Below are 16,126 nucleotides of genomic sequence, written 5' to 3' on the forward strand. Positions count from 1 at the left end.
CGTGGCGAAAGCAGTCTGGCGGTTATCAATCTTTTTCACCGCGGGCGTGATTTCGGCGACTTCGGCGCGCCTCCTCGGCGCGATGCGAAAAGACCTATAACTGGCCGGAAGCGTAGGACACCTGAATGGCGGACGAGGAGCGCGACACAGGGCTCTCTGCGGCCGACGACGAGACGGACGCCCCGGACGACGCCGACCAGCGCTCGTCCGACGAGTCTGACGACGGCGGGCCTTCGTCGTCCGACGGTCCGGTTTACGGTCGAGTCACCCCGCGAGACGAGGCCGTCACCGACGGGTCTGACGACGGCGAGACGGACGACGCTCCCGACGAGACGGACGGCGACACCGACAGTGATACCGACGGCATCGACAACGCCGACGACTCGGACGACACTGACGACTCGGACGACAGCGACGACTCGGACGACACTGACGGCTCGGACGACGCCGACGACTCGGACGACGCCGACGACTCGGACGACAGCGACGAGCCTCGTCTCCTCGCCGACGACGAACACACGTCGCACGTCCCCGAGGGGACGTACGACGATTCGCGCGAGGAGCCGGCCGACGCCGCCGGACCGGACCCCGCGCCCGACGGTGCGAGCCCCGCTCTTTCGGGCGAGGACGAGGTGAGCGGGGTGGCCCCGTCGCCCGCGCCCGTCGAGGACGACTTCGACGACGAGGACGTGGGCGGACTCGTCGGCGAGGCCCCCGAGAGCGACCAGGAGATGCCGCTGACCGCACACATCGAGGAGATGATTCGCCGGTTGGCGGTCGTCCTCGGCGTCGCGGGCGCGATTACGCTCGTGCTCTTTCCCGGCGCGGACATCCTCAACGCGCTCGTCGACACGCAGGCCGCCTTCGGCGTCCACATCCCGAGCGCGACCGACGTCATCAACTTCCTCTGGAACGCCCACATCCCCGGCGCGGAGACCATCGTCGACCGCCGGCCGCGACTCTACGGGCCGCTCGAACTCATCCTCACTAAACTGAAGGTCGCCGGCCTCGCCGGGACCGTCATCGGCCTCCCCGTGTTCGTCTACGAGACGTACCTGTTCATGCGCCCCGGCCTCTATCCGAAAGAGCGCAGATACTACCTCGCGGCCGTGCCGACGAGCCTCATCCTCGCGCTCGTCGGCGTCCTCTTTGCGCACTTCGTGGTGCTCCCGGCCATCTTCGCGTACTTCACCTCCTACACCGAGGGGACCGCGGTCGTCGCGTTCGGCCTCAAGGAGACGTTCAACCTCATCCTCATCCTGATGGGCTACATGGCGGTCGTCTTCCAGATTCCGCTGTTCGTGGAGCTGGCCATCATGATGAACCTCGTCACCCGGAAATGGCTCGAAGACCGCCGCCTGCTGTTCTGGGGCGCGTTCCTCGGCCTCGCGTTCCTCGTCAGCCCCGACCCGACCGGGATGGCCCCCATCATCATCGGCGCGACGATGATCGTCCTGTTCGAGGGGACGCTCGCGGCCCTGCGCTGGACCGGGAACTGAGCCAACGCACACTGGCGTACGTCACTCGTCCGATCCGTTTTCACGCCGCGTCCGACGACGCCGCCGCCTCCCGCTTCTCGGCCGCGACAACTCCCTCGACGCGCGTCTTCAGCCCCTCGTTCATGGCGACGAACCCCGCCCGGGTCCGCTCGCCGACGAACCGCAACAGGAGCCCGGCGAGGACGCCCGAGAACGTCTCGGTCTGCTCGAATCGGGTGCGCTCGCCGCCGTCGAGCGGTTCGAGGCGGAACCGGTGTTCGCCGTCGAACAGCCCCGGGACCACGAGGTGGCCGAGCCAGCGCAGTTCGCGGTGCTTCTCGCAGTGGGTCACGTCGGGTTCGAACTCCGACTCGCGGCCGCCCGGCGGTCGCAGGTGGACGGTGAGCGTCGCGCCCTCGTTCGGCCGACCGGCGATTCGCATGAACGGGTTCCACTCGGGGTAGCGGTCGAAGTCGACGAGCGTCTCCCACACCCGTTCGGGCGGGGCGTCTATCTCGATGTTCGTTTCGAGTTCGTGTGCCATACCCAACAGTTGGCGCGCCGAGACCGTGAATCTCGCGCGGAACGTTCATTGCCGGTGAGGAAAGAGACGGACGTATGGCAACCCTCCTTCTCGCCAGACACGGCGAGACGACGTGGAACCGCGCCGGACGCATACAGGGGTGGGCCCCCGTGTCGCTCACCGAGCGCGGCCGCGCGCAGGCCGACGCCCTCGCGGGCCACGTCGCGGACTCCTACGAGGTCGACCGCCTCGTCTCCTCCGACATCGAACGCGCCCAAGAGACCGCCCGCCCCGTCGCCCGCGAACTCGGCGTCGAACCCGTCCTCGACTCGGCGTGGCGCGAGCGCGACGTGGGGTCGCTTCAGGGGCTCGAATTCGACGAGCTCACGGACCGGTACCCGCAGTACTCTCTCGCGGCGGTCGGCGCGCCCGCCGCCCGCGAGCGCCCCCCGAGCGGCGAGAGCCTCGTCGAGGTCCGCCGCCGCGTCCTCAACGCCCGCGAGGGACTCGCCGACTCGCTCGCCACCGACGAGACGGTGCTCGTCGTCAGCCACGGCGCGCCGATTCGGCTGTCGCTCGGCGAGGTAAGGGGGCTCGATGTCGTCGAGGCGATGCTGTCGCAACCGCTCGACAACGGCGGCATCTGCGAGCTCGAAGTCGAACTGAGCGACGACGGCGACGAACCGCTCGTCCACGTCGTCGCCGAGAACGAGACGCGATTTCTGCCGACGTAGGCCGTTCTGCGGTCGATTTTCGGTGCGCCCGCGGCGCTCGCGTTTCCTCCCGATTCCTCCCGAGTCCTCGCGTTCAGCTTACTTCCGCATCGGGTAGTCCTGCGCGAACACGTCGTCCACGAGGAGGTCGTCGTCGCCCGCGTCGGCGTCCGTCTCCGCCTCGGCCGCGGGGCTGACGCTCCCGGTCCGGTAGCCGTGGAGGTCGAGCGTGACGTGGTCGAAGCCGGCGTCCTTCAGGTGGTCGCGGGCGGCGCGGACGAAGTCGGCGTCGAGCGCGCGGTCGAGTTCCTCCGGCGCGACCTCGATGCGGGCGAGTCCGTCGTGGTCGCGGACGCGGAACTGCTCGAAGCCCCACGTCCGGAGAATCGTCTCGGCGCGCTCGACCCGCGAGAGCCGTTCCTCGGTGACTTCGAGCCCGGTCGGAATCCGCGAGGAGAGACAGGCCATCGAGGGCTTGTCGGCGACAGAGAGGTCGTAGTCGTCGGCGATGGCGCGGACCTCCTCTTTCGTGATGTCGTGGGCCAAAAGCGGCGACAGCACCTCCAACTCCTCGACGGCGCGGAGGCCGGGTCGGTGTCCCTCGCCGGGGTCCGAGGCGTTCGTCCCGTCGCAGACGGCCTCGATGCCGCGGTCGCGGGCGGCCTCGTACATCCGGCCGAGGCGCATCGTCCGGCAGTGGTAACACCGGTCGTCGTCGTTGGCGACGAAGTCGGGGTTGTCCAGCTCGGAGAACTCGACGGTCAGGTGGTCGATGCCGATTTCCTCGGCGACGCGCTTCGCGTCGTCCAACTCTGCGTCCGGCAGGGTCTCGCTTTTCGCGGTGCAGGCGATGGCGTTCTCGCCGAGCGCGTCGTGGGCGAGTGCCGCGACCACGCTGGAGTCCACACCGCCCGAAAAGGCGATGAGGACGCTCTCGCGCTCCGCGAGCGCCTCGCGTACTGCGTCGGCCTTCGCCGCGGCGTCTCGCTCGCTCATGGCCTCCCTTCCCGGCCGACGGGCAAAAGCCCCTCGCCCCCGGCGCGAACGACCGCGAAGGGCGACCGAGTCGGCGAACCGGACGCGACAGACGCTCTCTCGGCGGGCGTGACCCGCCCGTCGTCCCGGAGTCCCCACCCCGCGACTTTTTGTCCTATGCCGCGATAGGTCCGGCCGAATGGACTTCGAGACCATCCCGGGCGTCGGCGAGAAGACCGCCGCCGCGCTCGCGGAACTCGACGACGCCGAGCGAGCGCTCACCGACGGCGACGTGGCGGCGCTCGCGCGGGCACCGGGGCTCACGGAGGGCAGGGCGGCGGCCATCGCCCGCGGGGCGATTCGCCGCGACCACGACGACCCCGGCGGCTTCCTCGCCACCGACCGCGCCTCGGAACTCTCCCGCGACGCGCTCGGTCTCCTGCAGGCGCGGACGGTCACGACGTACGCCGAGAAGCGACTGGAGACGCTGTTTCCGACCGGGTCGGCCTCGCGCATCGAGGAGGTCCGGGCGTTCGCCGCCGACGCGACCGACCTCGACCCCGACCCCGACGTGCTCGCGGCGCTGGCGGGCGTCGAACCCCTCGCGGACCCGAAGCCGCGTCGCGTCCGCGAGCGCTGTCTCGCCACCGCCGACGCGGAGCGCTACGCCGCCGCCAAGGAGGCGTTTCCCGAACTCTCCATCGAGGTCGTCGAGAACGGCCGCGACATCGCCGAACTCGCGCGGTCGTACTCGACCGTGGTCGTCCTCGACGAGTCGTTCGCCGGCATCGACGTCGACGGCGACGTGCGCGTGCTTCCCGACGCCGCCGAGCGGACCGACGAGGTCGTCCCCGAGCGACTGCTCGCCTTCTTCGCCGCGAACCGCGAGGCGCTGGAGGCGGCCGCCGCGGTCCACGAAGCGGCCGGTCTCGACCCGCCCTGTGACCTCGCCGCCCTTCGCGACGCGCTCTCCCGGTTGGCCGACGACGGGACCGTCCTCGGCGACGCCGAACTCGAACGCCTCTCGAACGCGGTCGACGACCTCGACACCGCCGTCGCGACCGCCGAGTCGGTCGCCAACGACCGCCTCCGCGACGTGATTCGCGAGCGCGACGTGACCATCGAGGGGACCGACTTCCTCTCGCTGGTCGAACAGGGCGCGCGCGTCGACTCCCTGCTGTCGCGCGAACTCGAAGAGGAGTTCGACGAGGCGCTGGCCGCCGCCCGCGACCACCTCGTCGAGTCGCTGTCGCTCCGCCCCGGCGAGGCCGACCTGACGGAGCGGGTGTTCCCCGAAGACCCGTCGTTCCCGCTCGGCCACGACGAGGAGGCGGTCGGCCGCCTCCGAACCGAACTGAAGGCCGCCCGCGACCGCCGCGCCGCGAAGCTGAAAGCCGACCTCGCCGCCGACCTCGGCGACCTGCGCGACCCCGTGGAGACGCTGGTCCGCGACGCGCTCGAACTCGACGTGCGCCTCGCCGTCTCGCGGTTCGCCCGCGACTTCGACTGCGTCTTCCCCGAGTTCACCGGCGCGGCCGGAGACGTCGGGACCGGCTCGTTCGCCATCGAGGCCGGCCGCTCGCCCCTCCTCGACGTGGACTTCGCGGACGTCGACCCCGTTGACTACGAGGTGTCGGGCGTCACGCTCCTCTCGGGCGTCAACAGCGGGGGCAAGACCTCGACGCTCGACCTCGTGGGACTCGTCGTCGTCCTCGCCCACATGGGGCTTCCCGTCCCCGCCGAGTCGGTTCGGCTGTCGCGCTTTTCCGAACTCCACTACTACGCCAAGTCGCAGGGCACCCTCGACGCCGGCGCGTTCGAGAGCACGCTCCGCGACTTCGCCGCGCTCACCGACGGCGCGGCCGACCGACTCGTCCTCGTGGACGAACTGGAGAGCATCACCGAACCCGGCGCGTCGGCCAAAATCATCGCCGGCATCCTCGAAGAACTCGCCGAACAGGGCGCGGCGGCCGTGTTCGTCTCCCACCTCGCCGGCGGCATCCGTGAGGCGGCGGACGTGTCGGTCGCGGTCGACGGTATCGAGGCCGTCGGGCTGGAGGGCGGCGAACTCGTCGTCAACCGCTCGCCCGTGAAGGACCACCTCGCGCGGTCGACGCCGGAGCTCATCGTGGAGAAACTGGCCGGCGAGAACGAGACCAGCTTCTACGGTCGCCTACTGGAGAAGTTCGACTGACGCGGTCGCCCGAGGCGACACACGATTTATCTTGACTCGCCGACAACTTCGCCCGTGCCCTCCGATTCGCTCTCCCCCGAGGAACGACAGCAGTACGACCTCGTCTACCACGCCACGAAGAACGCCGTCTGGGACGTGCTCGGGACCGCAGTGTACCTGTTATTTCTGGTGTTCGGCGGGCTCGTCGTGCTGTTCGGCTTCGTGCTCCCGGCGCTGGGCGCGCTCTCGCAGACCGCCGACTCACCGGTCGCCCTCGGCATCGGCGCAGTCGGACTGATTCTGCTCGTCGCCATCGGCTACCGAATCGTCCGGCTCCTTCAGTAGGTGACGTACGGGCCGTGACCTCCCATCGGACCGCGGCGGCGACGCCCGTCTGTCCCCCGTCGGACGCCGCCGCGATAAACGATTAAGTCCCCCGCGCGTGGTACTTTACTCGATGAGGGAGGACCCCGAAGAGGGGATGCTGTCGTGGGACGAGACGGTGTTCCGCGACGAACACGTCTTCGAAATCGACCACGTTCCGGAGACGTTCAACCACCGCGAGAGCCAACTGCGGAGCCTGAAGTACGCGCTCCGGCCCGCGGTCCGCGGCTCTCGCCCCCTGAACACGATGGTGCGTGGGCCGCCGGGAACGGGCAAGACCACCGCGGTCCAGAAACTGTTCGGCGAGTTGGGCACGCAGTCGGGCGTCCGGACCGTCCGGGTGAACTGCCAGGTCGACTCGACGCGCTACGCGGTGTTCTCGCGGGTCTTCGAGCACATCTTCGAGTACGAACCCCCGTCGTCGGGCATCTCGTTCAAGAAGCTGTTCGGCCAGATAACCGACCGCCTCGTCGAGGACGACGAGGTGCTCGTCGTCGCGCTCGACGACGTGAACTACCTGTTCTACGAGAACGAGGCCTCCGACACGCTCTACTCGCTGTTGCGCGCCCACGAGGCGCACTCCGGCGCGCGCATCGGCGTCATCATCATCTCGTCGGACCTCTCGCTCGACGTCATCGACGAACTCGACGGGCGCGTCCAGAGCGTCTTCCGACCCGAGGAGGTGTTCTTCCCCCGCTACGACGTAGACGAAATCGTCGACATCCTCCGGAGCCGGTCGAGGCGCGGCTTCCACGAGGACGTCATCGGTGCGCCCGAACTCGACCAAGTCGCGGAGTTCACCGCCGACAGCGGCGACCTCCGGGTCGGCATCGACCTGCTCCGCCGCGCCGGCCTCCACGCCGAGATGCGCGCCTCCCGCACCGTCGACATGGATGACGTGGAGGCGGCCTACGACAAGTCGAAGTACGTCCATCTCTCGCGGTGTCTGCAGGGGCTTTCGGACCCCGAGCGCGAACTCGTCCGGGTCGTCGCCGAGTACGACGGCGAGCGCGCCGGCGCGGTGTACGACGCCTTCAACGAGGAGACCGGCCTCGGCTACACGCGCTACTCCGAGCTCGTGAACAAACTGGACCAACTGGGCGTCATCGAGGCGCGCTACACCGAAATCGAGGGACGCGGCCGCACCCGCGCCATCTCGCTCGCCTACGACGCGGACGCGGTCTTAGACCGCCTCTGACGCGTCGCGTTCAGGTCCATTTTTACTCGCCGGCCGAGTCGGCTGAGCCATGAAGACTACCGGCGGAACCGACGCGCAGAAGCGCCGCGCCGCGGCGGCGGCGGTCGAAGCGGTCGAAGACGGAACCGTCGTCGGCCTCGGCACCGGCAGTACCACCGCCTTCGCCATCCGCGCCATCGGCGACCGCGTCGCCGACGGCCTCGACGTCCGGGGCGTCCCGACCTCCTTCGCGGCCCGCGAACTCGCCCGCGAGTGCGGCATCCCCGTCGCCGACCTCGACGAAGTCGACGCTATCGACCTCGCCGTCGACGGGGCCGACCAGGTGGCGACGACCGACGGCGCGCTCGTCAAGGGCGGCGGCGCGGCCCACGCCCGCGAGAAGGTGGTCGACGCCTTCGCCGACCGATTCCTCGTCGTCGCCGACCCCTCGAAGACCGCGGAAACGCTCTCGCACGCCGTTCCCATCGAGGTGCTCCCGTCGGCGCGGACGACCGTCTCGGCGGGCGTCTCGGACCTCGGCGGCGAGGCGACGCTCCGCCGCGCCGAGCGCAAGGACGGCCCCGTCGTCACCGATAACGGGAACCTCGTTCTCGACTGCGAGTTCGGCGCGATGTCGGACCCCGAGTCGCTCGCGGCCGACCTCGCGTCGCTCCCCGGCGCGGTCGAACACGGCCTCTTCGTCGGCCTCGCGGACGCGGTCTACGTCGGCACCGACGACGGCGTCGACGTGACCGAGTTCTGATTCGGCTGGCCGGGCGCTCGAACGGGCACCTTCGACCGGCTCGGCTCACGGGTCGAGCCGACTCCCTTCGGGGACACGGCTGATGCTCACCGACCGGCGATAAAAGAACGAGAGGTCTAAAGACCGAGTTTACAGGTCGCGGGGCTGGACCGTCTTACGGTCGTTCTGCTCAGCGCGGCGAGCAGCGTCTTCGAGAAGCTCCTTGACTTCCTCGTCGAGAGCGTCGTAGAAGTCCGAGGCCACGTTCTTGTCCTTGAGCGCTTCCTTGACGGCTGCCTTGACAATGAGGTCTGCCATACAGAATGTCCTACCGATTCTCCTTTAATAAACTTTCCTATATTGGACGTTAATACCGCCGGATTTGGGGGTTATGGCGCTTCTATGAGGACGGATTTCTCGGGAACAATCTCCACTTATATATGCTTTATCCTCGCGAGGGCGGAACGACGGGTATGAGTACGCCTCGGGCCAACGTGCGGCCATGCGCGACATTTTGGAGGCGGTCGCGGACGGTTCGCTCTCGCCCGCCGAGGCGGAGGTACGACTCTCCGGGTACGCGACGACCGACGCCGGGCGGTTCGACGCCGCCAGAGAGACGCGGCGCGGCGTCCCCGAAGCGATTCTGGCGGAGGGAAAAACACCCGACGAGACGGCGACGCTGGCCGCCGCGGCGGTCGAGACCAGCGGTCGGGCGCTCGTCACTCGGGCCGACACCGCCCACGCCGAGGCCGTCGCCGACGCGCTCCCGGACGCCGATATCGACCGCGACGCCCGGGCGAAGACGGTCGTCGCGGCCGCGCCGGCGTTCGAGCGCCCCGACCTCGACGCGAGCGTCGCCATCGCCACCGGCGGCACCTCTGACGCCGAGGCCGCGGGTGAGGCGGCCGCCGTGCTCCGCGAGATGGGCGCGGCCGTCGAGCGAATCGAGGACGTGGGCGTCGCCCACCTCGGCCGCGTGCTCGACCACCTCGACACGCTCCGCGAGGCCGACGTGGTCGTCGTCGCCGCCGGCCGTGAGGGCGCGCTTCCGACCGTCGTCGCCGGCCTCGTCGACACCCCGGTCATCGGCCTGCCCGTCTCGACGGGCTACGGCCACGGCGGCGACGGCGAGGCCGCCGTCCTCGGGATGCTCCAGTCGTGTACCGTCCTCTCCGTGGTGAACGTCGACGCCGGCTACATCGCCGGCGCGCAGGCCGGACTCATCGCCCGCGCGGTCGCCGACGCCCGCGACGACGACGCCTGAGCGGGCGGTAGCTGTCCCTCCGTGATCGTGCGCGATTTCGCGTGCGTACGCACACGCGCGAAGCCCTCATATAGGTGGGGTACTGTGTATCATACACCGGCTTGGTGGCTGCCGGACCGCAACAATGCCAGTCTGTGACCACTGCGGGTCACACGTCTCCGAGCGCTTCGCACGCGTGTTCGCCGACAAGAACGGCCAGGTTCTCGCCTGTCCCAACTGCTCGGCGAACGCGGGTATCGCGGAGGTCGCTCGACACCGTGCCCGCACTGCATGACCACTGAAGCGATAAAAGACCACCACGCGAAGCCAACACCACGTGCGCGAGGTCGGGCGGAGGGTTCATACCCGCGCCCCTGAACCATTCTCTCGTGCACTTCGTCTACGTCATCGAGTGTAGCGACGGCTCGCTGTACACCGGATACACGACCGACGTGGAGCGACGCGTCGCCGAACACGACGCCGGCGAGGGCGCGAAGTACACCCGCGGACGGACCCCGGTCGAACTCGTCCACGTCGAGGCGTTCGATTCGAAGTCGGCCGCGATGTCCCGCGAGTACGAGATCAAACAGCTCCGCCGACGGGAGAAACTGCGGCTCGTCGAGTCGTGAGCGCGTTCCCTACCCGTCAGCTCGTAACGTAGTTTTTTGCCCCGCCGCGGAGTGGTGCGCGTATGGACGAAATCTCATTCGGGACCGACGGGTGGCGCGCCACGCTGGACACCTTCACCGACGACCGCGTCCGCGTCGTCGGACAGGCGGTCGCGGACTACCTCGCCGACGAGGGGTTCACCGCGCCGGTGCTCGTCGGCTACGACGCCCGCGAGACCTCCCCCGGCTTCGCGGAGTCGCTCGCCGAGGTCGTCGCCGGCAACGGCTTCGACGTGCTCCTGCCGGAGCGCGACTGTCCGACCCCGCTCGTCGCCTACGCCATCGCCGAGCGCGGCCTCTCGGGGGCGCTCATGGTCACGGCCTCGCACAACCCGCCGGAGTACAACGGCGTGAAGTTCATCCCCTCGGACGGCGCGCCGGCGCTCCCCGACGTGACCGACGCGGTCGCCGAGCGCCTCGCCGAGCCGGACCTCCTGCCCGAGTCCGAGCGCGGCACCATCGAGCGCGTCGACGTGGTCTCGCCGCACGCCGACCACGCGATGGACCTCGTCGGCGACGACCTCTCGGACCTCACGGTCGTCTACGACGCCATGCACGGAAGCGGTCGCGGCGTCACCGACGCGCTCCTCGAAGCCGCCGGTGCGGAGGTCGTCCGCCTCCGGTGTGAACGCGACGCCGACTTCGGCGGCATCTCGCCGGAACCCTCCGCGGAGAACCTCGACGGCCTCGCCGAGGCGATGGCCGACCACGACGCGGACCTCGGGGTCGCCAACGACGGCGACGCCGACCGCATCGGCATCGCCACGCCCGACCGGGGCGTCCTCGACGAGAACCTCTTTTTCGCCGCCGTCTACGACTACCTGCTCGAATCGGACGCCGGGCCGGCCATCCGGACCGTCTCGACCACGTTCCTCATCGACCGCATCGCCGAGGCCCACGGCGAGGAGGTGTTCGAGACCGCGGTCGGCTTCAAGTGGGTCGCCGACGGCATGCGCGAACACGACGCGCTCATGGGCGGCGAGGAGTCCGGCGGCTTCTCCGTCCGCGGGCACGTCCGCGAGAAGGACGGCGTCCTCATGGGCCTGCTCGCGGCGGCCGCGACCGCCGAGGAGGACTTCGACGCCCGCCTCGACCGCATCGAGGCCGAACACGGCGAAATCGTCGCCGACAAGATAAGCGTCGCCTGCCCCGACGCCGAGAAGGCGCGTGTCATCGGCGAGTTGGAAGGCGTGCTCCCCGAGACGGTCGCCGGCCGCGACATCGCCAAGGTCGTCACGCTCGACGGCTTTAAACTGCTCTTGGAGGACGGCTCGTGGCTCCTCGTCCGCCCCTCGGGGACGGAGCCGAAGATGCGCGTCTACGCGGAAGCCGGGAGCGAAGACGCGGTCTCGTCGCTCCTCGAAGCCGGTCGCGAACTCGTCGAACCGCTCGTCTGAGCGGACCGCGCTCAGAGGTCTCGTCTCTCTTCTTCGTCGCCGACCGGTCTGACGACCCCGCGGTACGCCGGCGTGAAAAGCGGGAGCGTCTCCGCGTGCTCGGTCAGAGAGACCCCGTCTCCCGCCGACTCGACGAGGTCTGCGGCCCGAAGCTTCGGCAGGTGGACGTGGACGATGCCGACCTCCGCCTGCTGGACGACCTGCACGTCCACCTCGTCGGGCGGGAGGTCGGTCGTCCGAACCGCGAGGGCGACCGCGAGGTCCCAGACCGACGCCGGCTCCGGCCGGTCGTGGAGGTACTCCAGCACGTAGCGGCGCGACGGGTCCGCGAGCGCCTCGAAAACGCAGTCCCAGTCGGTCAGGATACGGTCGCTCCGGTCTCGGTGTGCCATGGCCTTGACTCCCTAGCCCTTGACGACCGGCGGCTAAATCTATGTCGATTGTTAACGACCCACATCTTCAGGGTCGGCGGCGCGGCCGTCACTCGTCGCGCAGGACGCCGCGAAACCGCCCCTCGCCGCCGTTTCGCTCCTCGATGTCGAATCCGAGTGCCTCGTAGAACGGGCGGACGCCCCCGTCGAAGTCGGCCACGAGTCGGCCCCGGCGGTCGAGCGCCGCCCGGACGAGTTGGGTTCCGACGCCCCGACCGCGGCGACTCGGCGAGGCGGCCACGGCGTCGACGTAGTCGCCGTCGAGCGCCAGCGCGCCGACGACTCGACCGGATGTCTCGGCGACGAGGCAGTCGCCGGCGGCCAGTCGGTCGCGGACCTCGCCCGCATCGGCTTCCAACAGCCCGGCGTCGAACACGCGCATCACGGCCACCAGTTCGTCTGGGTCGCCCTCGCGGACTGTGGTTGCGTCGCCTCCGTCGGCCGCACGGTCTCTCTCGGTGTCGTCCATCGCCGACTACCCGCCTTTGATGAGGCGGAGCACCTGCACGCGGTCGACTTCGACGGGCTGGTCTTCGGGGACGGGGCGGCCGTCGACGAGGACGGTCACCTCGTGGGGGCTGAGGTCCACCGCTCGCACGAGGTCCGCGTAGGTCCCGCCGTCGCCGACGGCGACCTCGCTCGTCCCCTCGCCGACGACCTCGACGGTCACGTTCATGGTCGCTCGTGGGTCGGGTGCGGGTTTCAGTCCGTCGGCTCGGCGTCGGCCGGGGGCGCTCTCCGTCTCGGACGGTTTATGTGCGGGGCGGCCGGTAGAACGGATATGAGCGAGGCCGCGGAGTCGGGCGACGCCCCGGCGGGTCGAGAAATCTGGATCGAGAAGTACCGACCGCAGACCTTCGACGACGTCTACGGACAGGACGACATCGTCGAGCGCCTGCGGAGCTACATCGAGCGCGACGACCTGCCGCACCTCCTGTTCGCGGGCCCGGCGGGCGTCGGCAAGACCACCTCCGCGACGGCCATCGCCCGCGCCATCTACGGCGACGACTGGCGCGGCAACTTCCTCGAACTCAACGCCTCCGACGAGCGCGGCATCGACGTGGTCCGCGACCGTATCAAGAACTTCGCGCGCTCGTCGTTCGGCGGCCACGACTACCGCGTCATCTTCCTCGACGAGGCCGACTCGCTGACGAACGACGCGCAGTCGGCGCTCCGCCGGACGATGGAGCAGTTCTCCGACAACACCCGGTTCATCCTCTCGTGTAACTACTCCTCGAAGATTATCGACCCCATCCAGTCGCGCTGTGCGGTGTTCCGTTTCTCGCCGCTCGGTGACGACGCCGTCGCGGAGCAGGTCCGCGACATCGCCGCGGCCGAGGACATCGAGGTCACCGAAGACGGCCTCGATGCGCTCGTCTACGCCGCCGGCGGCGACATGCGCCGCGCCATCAACTCCCTGCAGGCCGCCGCGACGACCGGCGAGGTCGTCGACGAGGAGGCAGTCTACATGATTACCTCGACGGCCCGCCCCGAGGACATCGAGGAGATGGTCCGGGACGCCATCGACGGCGAGTTCACGGCCGCGCGCAAGCAGTTGGAGACGCTCATCGTCGACACCGGGATGGCCGGCGGCGACATCATCGACCAGCTCCACCGCTCGGTCTGGGAGTTCGACCTCGACGAGCGCGAGGCCGTCCGCCTCATGGAGCGCATCGGCGAGGCCGACTACCGCATCTCCGAGGGGGCGAACGAGCAGGTCCAACTCGAAGCGCTCCTCGCGTCGCTCGCGCTCTCACAGAACTGAACGCGGTACACTGAACCGGCCGCGTCGACCGCCGCGGTCTCCGGTTTCTCCGCTCGTTTTCACTCGCCCGTCACGCCCGGAACTCGAAGCGCGCGCCGCCCGTCGTCCCCGAAGTCACGATGGCCGTCCAGCCGTGGGCCTCGGCGATGGATTCGACGATGGCGAGGCCGTAGCCGATGCCGCCGTTGTCGGTCGTCTCGCCCGGTTCGAACACCACGTCGCGGCGGTCGGGTTCGATTCCGGGGCCGTCGTCTTCGACGTAGAAGCCGCCGTCGACGCCGCCGACCTCGACGCGCACGTCGCGGCCGCCGTGTTCGACCGCGTTCCGAAACAGGTTGGCCAGCAGTTCGGCGAGGCGGTCTTCGTCGGCGTCGACGACGATCGACTGGCAGGTGACCAACTCGGCGTCGGCGGTGTCGGTGGTCGCCCACGCCTGCCGGGCCACCACCCCGAGGTCCACGCGCTCGGTCTCGTCGACCAGTTGGCCGCGGCGGGCGAGCGACAGCAGGTCGTCGATGAGTTCCTCCATCTGTTCGAGCGCCCGCTCGGCCGTGTCGAACCGCGACTCCTCGCCGGTCTCGCGGGCGAGGTCGAGGTTTCCCCGGGCGACCGAAAGCGGGTTCCGCAGGTCGTGGCTCACGATGTTCGCGAACTCTTCGAGCCGCTCGTTCTGTCGTTCGAGCTCGCTTTCGCGGGTCTTCCGCTCCGTGATGTCGGTGTAGATGGCGTAGCCCGCCCCGCGCTCCTCGCCGGGCGACAGCGGGACGACGTTCAGGATGAACTCGCGGACGCCGCCGTCGGTCCGGCGGCGGACCTCCCCGCGGTAGCTCTCGCCGGTGGCGACGAGGAGTTCGGGAATGGTCTCGTCGGCCCCCGGTTCGGGCACCGGCTCCGGCTCCGGCGGGACGATTCGCCCGAGGAGGTCGCTTCCGACCACGTCGTCGGCGTCGTAGCCGAACGCCGACTGGAACCCCCGGTTCACGTCGCGGACCGTGAGTGCGCCGCCCTCCACGTCGTAGGCGACGGCGGCGTCGGAGACGTGTTCGAACAGCGCTGTCGAGCGGTCGCGCTCCTCGCGGAGCCGCGACTCGGCGTGGATGCGCTCGGCAGTGACCGCGACGTGCGCCATGAGGAGTTCGGCCAGTTCGGCGTCCCGCTCGTCGAACGCGGCGGGCGTGAACGCGGCCGCCTGAAAGACGCCGACGTCGCCGATTGGAACGCTCAGGACGGCGCGGTACATCCGCTTGACCGGCCGCGCCTCGGGGTGGTCACGCACGTCGTCGGTGATGTCCGTGGTCCCCGACAGATACACCTCGGCCGCGATGCCGCCGTCGTCGAGCGGGACGCGCTCCGCACCGTCGGCCGGGGCGTCGGACGAGATGGCCGTCGGGACGATGTCGCCGTCTTCGACGACGCCGACGTAGCTGATGTCGAACTCCAGGATGTCGTCTGTGATTTCGACGGTCCGCTCGAACAGCTCGTCGAGGCTCGTCGCCGCGGCCAGTTCGGTGGCTCCCCGGTGGAGTCGCTCGGTCTGCTCGCGGCTCTGTCTGACGGCGGCCTCCGACTCGATTCGGCTCCTCGTCTCCGAGACGTACGACACGAGGAGTTCGGCCAGCGCGAGGTCGGTCTCGTCGTACGCGCCGACCTCGTTGGAGATGGCTTGAAACACCCCATCGTCGCCCGCGGGCACGCTCACCGCCGAGCGATAGCTGGGGTCGTTGGGGTCGGCTTCAGGATGGTCGCGCACGTCGTCAACGAGAAACGAGCGTTTGGTTCGGTACGTCTCCCCCAGCAGGCCCATCTCGGCGGCTATCGGTCCCGTCCCGACAAGGTCGTCGTTGTTGGCGACGACGTAGAACCCCTCGTCGTCGTGGTGGAAAAACGAGCTGTTGTCGAATTCGAGGATGTCCTCGGTGAGTCCGATGGCGCGTTCGTACAGTTCCTCGACCGTCTCGGCGGCGATGAGTTCCGTCGTCCCCTCGTAGAGCCGTTTGAGGCGGTCCCACTCGCGGTCGTTCCTCGGTTCCGCCGCCCGCTCGACGTCCCCGCCTGCGCCCGCGTCGTCGCCGGACGCGAGCAACCAGCGGACCTGCGATTCGAGTGCGGCGCGGTCGCCGCGTCTGACGTAGGCGTCGAATCGGCCGGGCCGGTCGACGGCATCGGGCGGCACGTCGGTGTACAGCACCGTGGGCACGCCGTCGCAAACCTCCGCGTCGGGGGCCGCGACGACGACGCACGCGGCGTCGCTCGGACCGTTATCGTCACTCGGTGACGCCACCGTGACCCCGTCGCCGAGGTCGATGCCGTCGAAGTCGCCGTCAACGAAAACCGTTGGGTCCGTCGCGTGCACGGCAGTCTTCCTATTGAACGACAACGAGAAATATAATCGTTGCGGCATGTTTTCAATGAGCAAGAACGCGCCGCGAGCGGTCCGATTCGGCGGCGCGGCGCTTT

The 16,126-nt window shown here is 69.4% G+C and carries 18 protein-coding genes; 11 read left to right on the forward strand and 7 right to left on the reverse strand.

All coding sequences use genetic code 11. From position 1 onward, the window contains the following. Positions 1-125: 125 nt before the first annotated feature. Positions 126-1,499: a twin-arginine translocase subunit TatC gene (tatC, locus tag ACFQI8_RS10835; protein WP_390244652.1), complete on the forward strand. Its 1,374-nt coding sequence runs from the start codon at positions 126-128 to the stop codon at positions 1,497-1,499. A 40-nt stretch (positions 1,500-1,539) separates the two neighbouring features. On the opposite strand, the gene ACFQI8_RS10840 is transcribed toward tatC, so the two are convergent. Then, positions 1,540-2,022 carry an SRPBCC family protein gene (locus ACFQI8_RS10840; protein ID WP_390244654.1) on the reverse strand — a complete coding sequence of 161 codons (483 nt, stop codon included), beginning with the start codon at positions 2,020-2,022 and terminating at the stop codon, positions 1,540-1,542. Positions 2,023-2,096: 74 nt separating this feature from the next. On the opposite strand from ACFQI8_RS10840, the gene ACFQI8_RS10845 reads away from it, so the two are divergent. Continuing rightward, positions 2,097-2,735 (forward strand): histidine phosphatase family protein, encoded by a 639-nt coding sequence (locus ACFQI8_RS10845; RefSeq protein WP_390244656.1) that lies wholly within the window; start codon positions 2,097-2,099, stop codon positions 2,733-2,735. 78 nt (positions 2,736-2,813) lie between these two features. Here the strand turns inward: ACFQI8_RS10845 and larE are convergent, their stop codons facing one another. Next, complete coding sequence (gene larE / locus ACFQI8_RS10850; protein WP_390244658.1) at positions 2,814-3,710, reverse strand: ATP-dependent sacrificial sulfur transferase LarE; 897 nt, start codon at positions 3,708-3,710, stop codon at positions 2,814-2,816. Positions 3,711-3,888: 178 nt separating this feature from the next. Here larE and ACFQI8_RS10855 point away from each other — a divergent pair, with 178 nt between their 5' ends. From ACFQI8_RS10855 to rpiA, 4 genes are all read left to right on the forward strand, one after another. Next, a complete protein-coding gene (locus ACFQI8_RS10855) occupies positions 3,889-5,883 on the forward strand; it encodes a MutS-related protein (RefSeq protein WP_390244660.1) in 1,995 nt (664 codons plus the stop codon). A 54-nt stretch (positions 5,884-5,937) separates the two neighbouring features. After that, positions 5,938-6,207 (forward strand): hypothetical protein, encoded by a 270-nt coding sequence (locus ACFQI8_RS10860; protein ID WP_390244662.1) that lies wholly within the window; start codon positions 5,938-5,940, stop codon positions 6,205-6,207. A gap of 112 nt (positions 6,208-6,319) precedes the next feature. After that, positions 6,320-7,444: an ORC1-type DNA replication protein gene (locus ACFQI8_RS10865; RefSeq protein ID WP_390244664.1), complete on the forward strand. Its 1,125-nt coding sequence runs from the start codon at positions 6,320-6,322 to the stop codon at positions 7,442-7,444. Positions 7,445-7,493: 49 nt separating this feature from the next. Then, positions 7,494-8,186: a ribose-5-phosphate isomerase RpiA gene (gene rpiA / locus ACFQI8_RS10870; RefSeq protein WP_390244666.1), complete on the forward strand. Its 693-nt coding sequence runs from the start codon at positions 7,494-7,496 to the stop codon at positions 8,184-8,186. Between the two features lie 129 nt (positions 8,187-8,315). On the opposite strand, the gene ACFQI8_RS10875 is transcribed toward rpiA, so the two are convergent. Continuing rightward, positions 8,316-8,483 (reverse strand): DUF1931 family protein, encoded by a 168-nt coding sequence (locus tag ACFQI8_RS10875; protein ID WP_004045310.1) that lies wholly within the window; start codon positions 8,481-8,483, stop codon positions 8,316-8,318. A 184-nt stretch (positions 8,484-8,667) separates the two neighbouring features. On the opposite strand from ACFQI8_RS10875, the gene larB reads away from it, so the two are divergent. From larB to ACFQI8_RS10890, 4 genes are all read left to right on the forward strand, one after another. Continuing rightward, on the forward strand, positions 8,668-9,429 hold the full coding sequence (larB, locus tag ACFQI8_RS10880; protein ID WP_390244669.1) for a nickel pincer cofactor biosynthesis protein LarB: 762 nt from the start codon (positions 8,668-8,670) through the stop codon (positions 9,427-9,429). A 124-nt stretch (positions 9,430-9,553) separates the two neighbouring features. Continuing rightward, positions 9,554-9,703: a DUF7563 family protein gene (locus ACFQI8_RS19480; protein WP_465261711.1), complete on the forward strand. Its 150-nt coding sequence runs from the start codon at positions 9,554-9,556 to the stop codon at positions 9,701-9,703. A gap of 94 nt (positions 9,704-9,797) precedes the next feature. Then, positions 9,798-10,037 carry a GIY-YIG nuclease family protein gene (locus ACFQI8_RS10885; protein WP_390244671.1) on the forward strand — a complete coding sequence of 80 codons (240 nt, stop codon included), beginning with the start codon at positions 9,798-9,800 and terminating at the stop codon, positions 10,035-10,037. 62 nt (positions 10,038-10,099) lie between these two features. Beyond that, positions 10,100-11,473, forward strand: coding sequence for a phosphoglucomutase/phosphomannomutase family protein (locus tag ACFQI8_RS10890; RefSeq protein ID WP_390244673.1), 1,374 nt, complete (start codon positions 10,100-10,102; stop codon positions 11,471-11,473). Between the two features lie 11 nt (positions 11,474-11,484). Here the strand turns inward: ACFQI8_RS10890 and ACFQI8_RS10895 are convergent, their stop codons facing one another. From ACFQI8_RS10895 to samp2, 3 genes are all read right to left on the reverse strand, one after another. Next, positions 11,485-11,865 (reverse strand): DUF7344 domain-containing protein, encoded by a 381-nt coding sequence (locus ACFQI8_RS10895; RefSeq protein WP_390244675.1) that lies wholly within the window; start codon positions 11,863-11,865, stop codon positions 11,485-11,487. Positions 11,866-11,953: 88 nt separating this feature from the next. Beyond that, positions 11,954-12,373: a GNAT family N-acetyltransferase gene (locus ACFQI8_RS10900; RefSeq protein WP_390244677.1), complete on the reverse strand. Its 420-nt coding sequence runs from the start codon at positions 12,371-12,373 to the stop codon at positions 11,954-11,956. A 6-nt stretch (positions 12,374-12,379) separates the two neighbouring features. Next, positions 12,380-12,580, reverse strand: coding sequence for a ubiquitin-like small modifier protein SAMP2 (samp2, locus tag ACFQI8_RS10905; RefSeq protein ID WP_390244679.1), 201 nt, complete (start codon positions 12,578-12,580; stop codon positions 12,380-12,382). A 105-nt stretch (positions 12,581-12,685) separates the two neighbouring features. On the opposite strand from samp2, the gene ACFQI8_RS10910 reads away from it, so the two are divergent. Further along, positions 12,686-13,669: a replication factor C small subunit gene (locus tag ACFQI8_RS10910; RefSeq protein WP_390244681.1), complete on the forward strand. Its 984-nt coding sequence runs from the start codon at positions 12,686-12,688 to the stop codon at positions 13,667-13,669. A 70-nt stretch (positions 13,670-13,739) separates the two neighbouring features. Here ACFQI8_RS10910 and ACFQI8_RS10915 read toward each other — a convergent pair whose 3' ends face one another. Further along, complete coding sequence (locus tag ACFQI8_RS10915) at positions 13,740-16,022, reverse strand: GAF domain-containing sensor histidine kinase (RefSeq protein WP_390244683.1); 2,283 nt, start codon at positions 16,020-16,022, stop codon at positions 13,740-13,742. Positions 16,023-16,126 lie beyond the last annotated feature (104 nt).

It is taken from the genome of Haloferax chudinovii (assembly GCF_042663345.1).
In the GTDB taxonomy this organism is placed as follows: Archaea; Halobacteriota; Halobacteria; order Halobacteriales; family Haloferacaceae; genus Haloferax; species Haloferax chudinovii.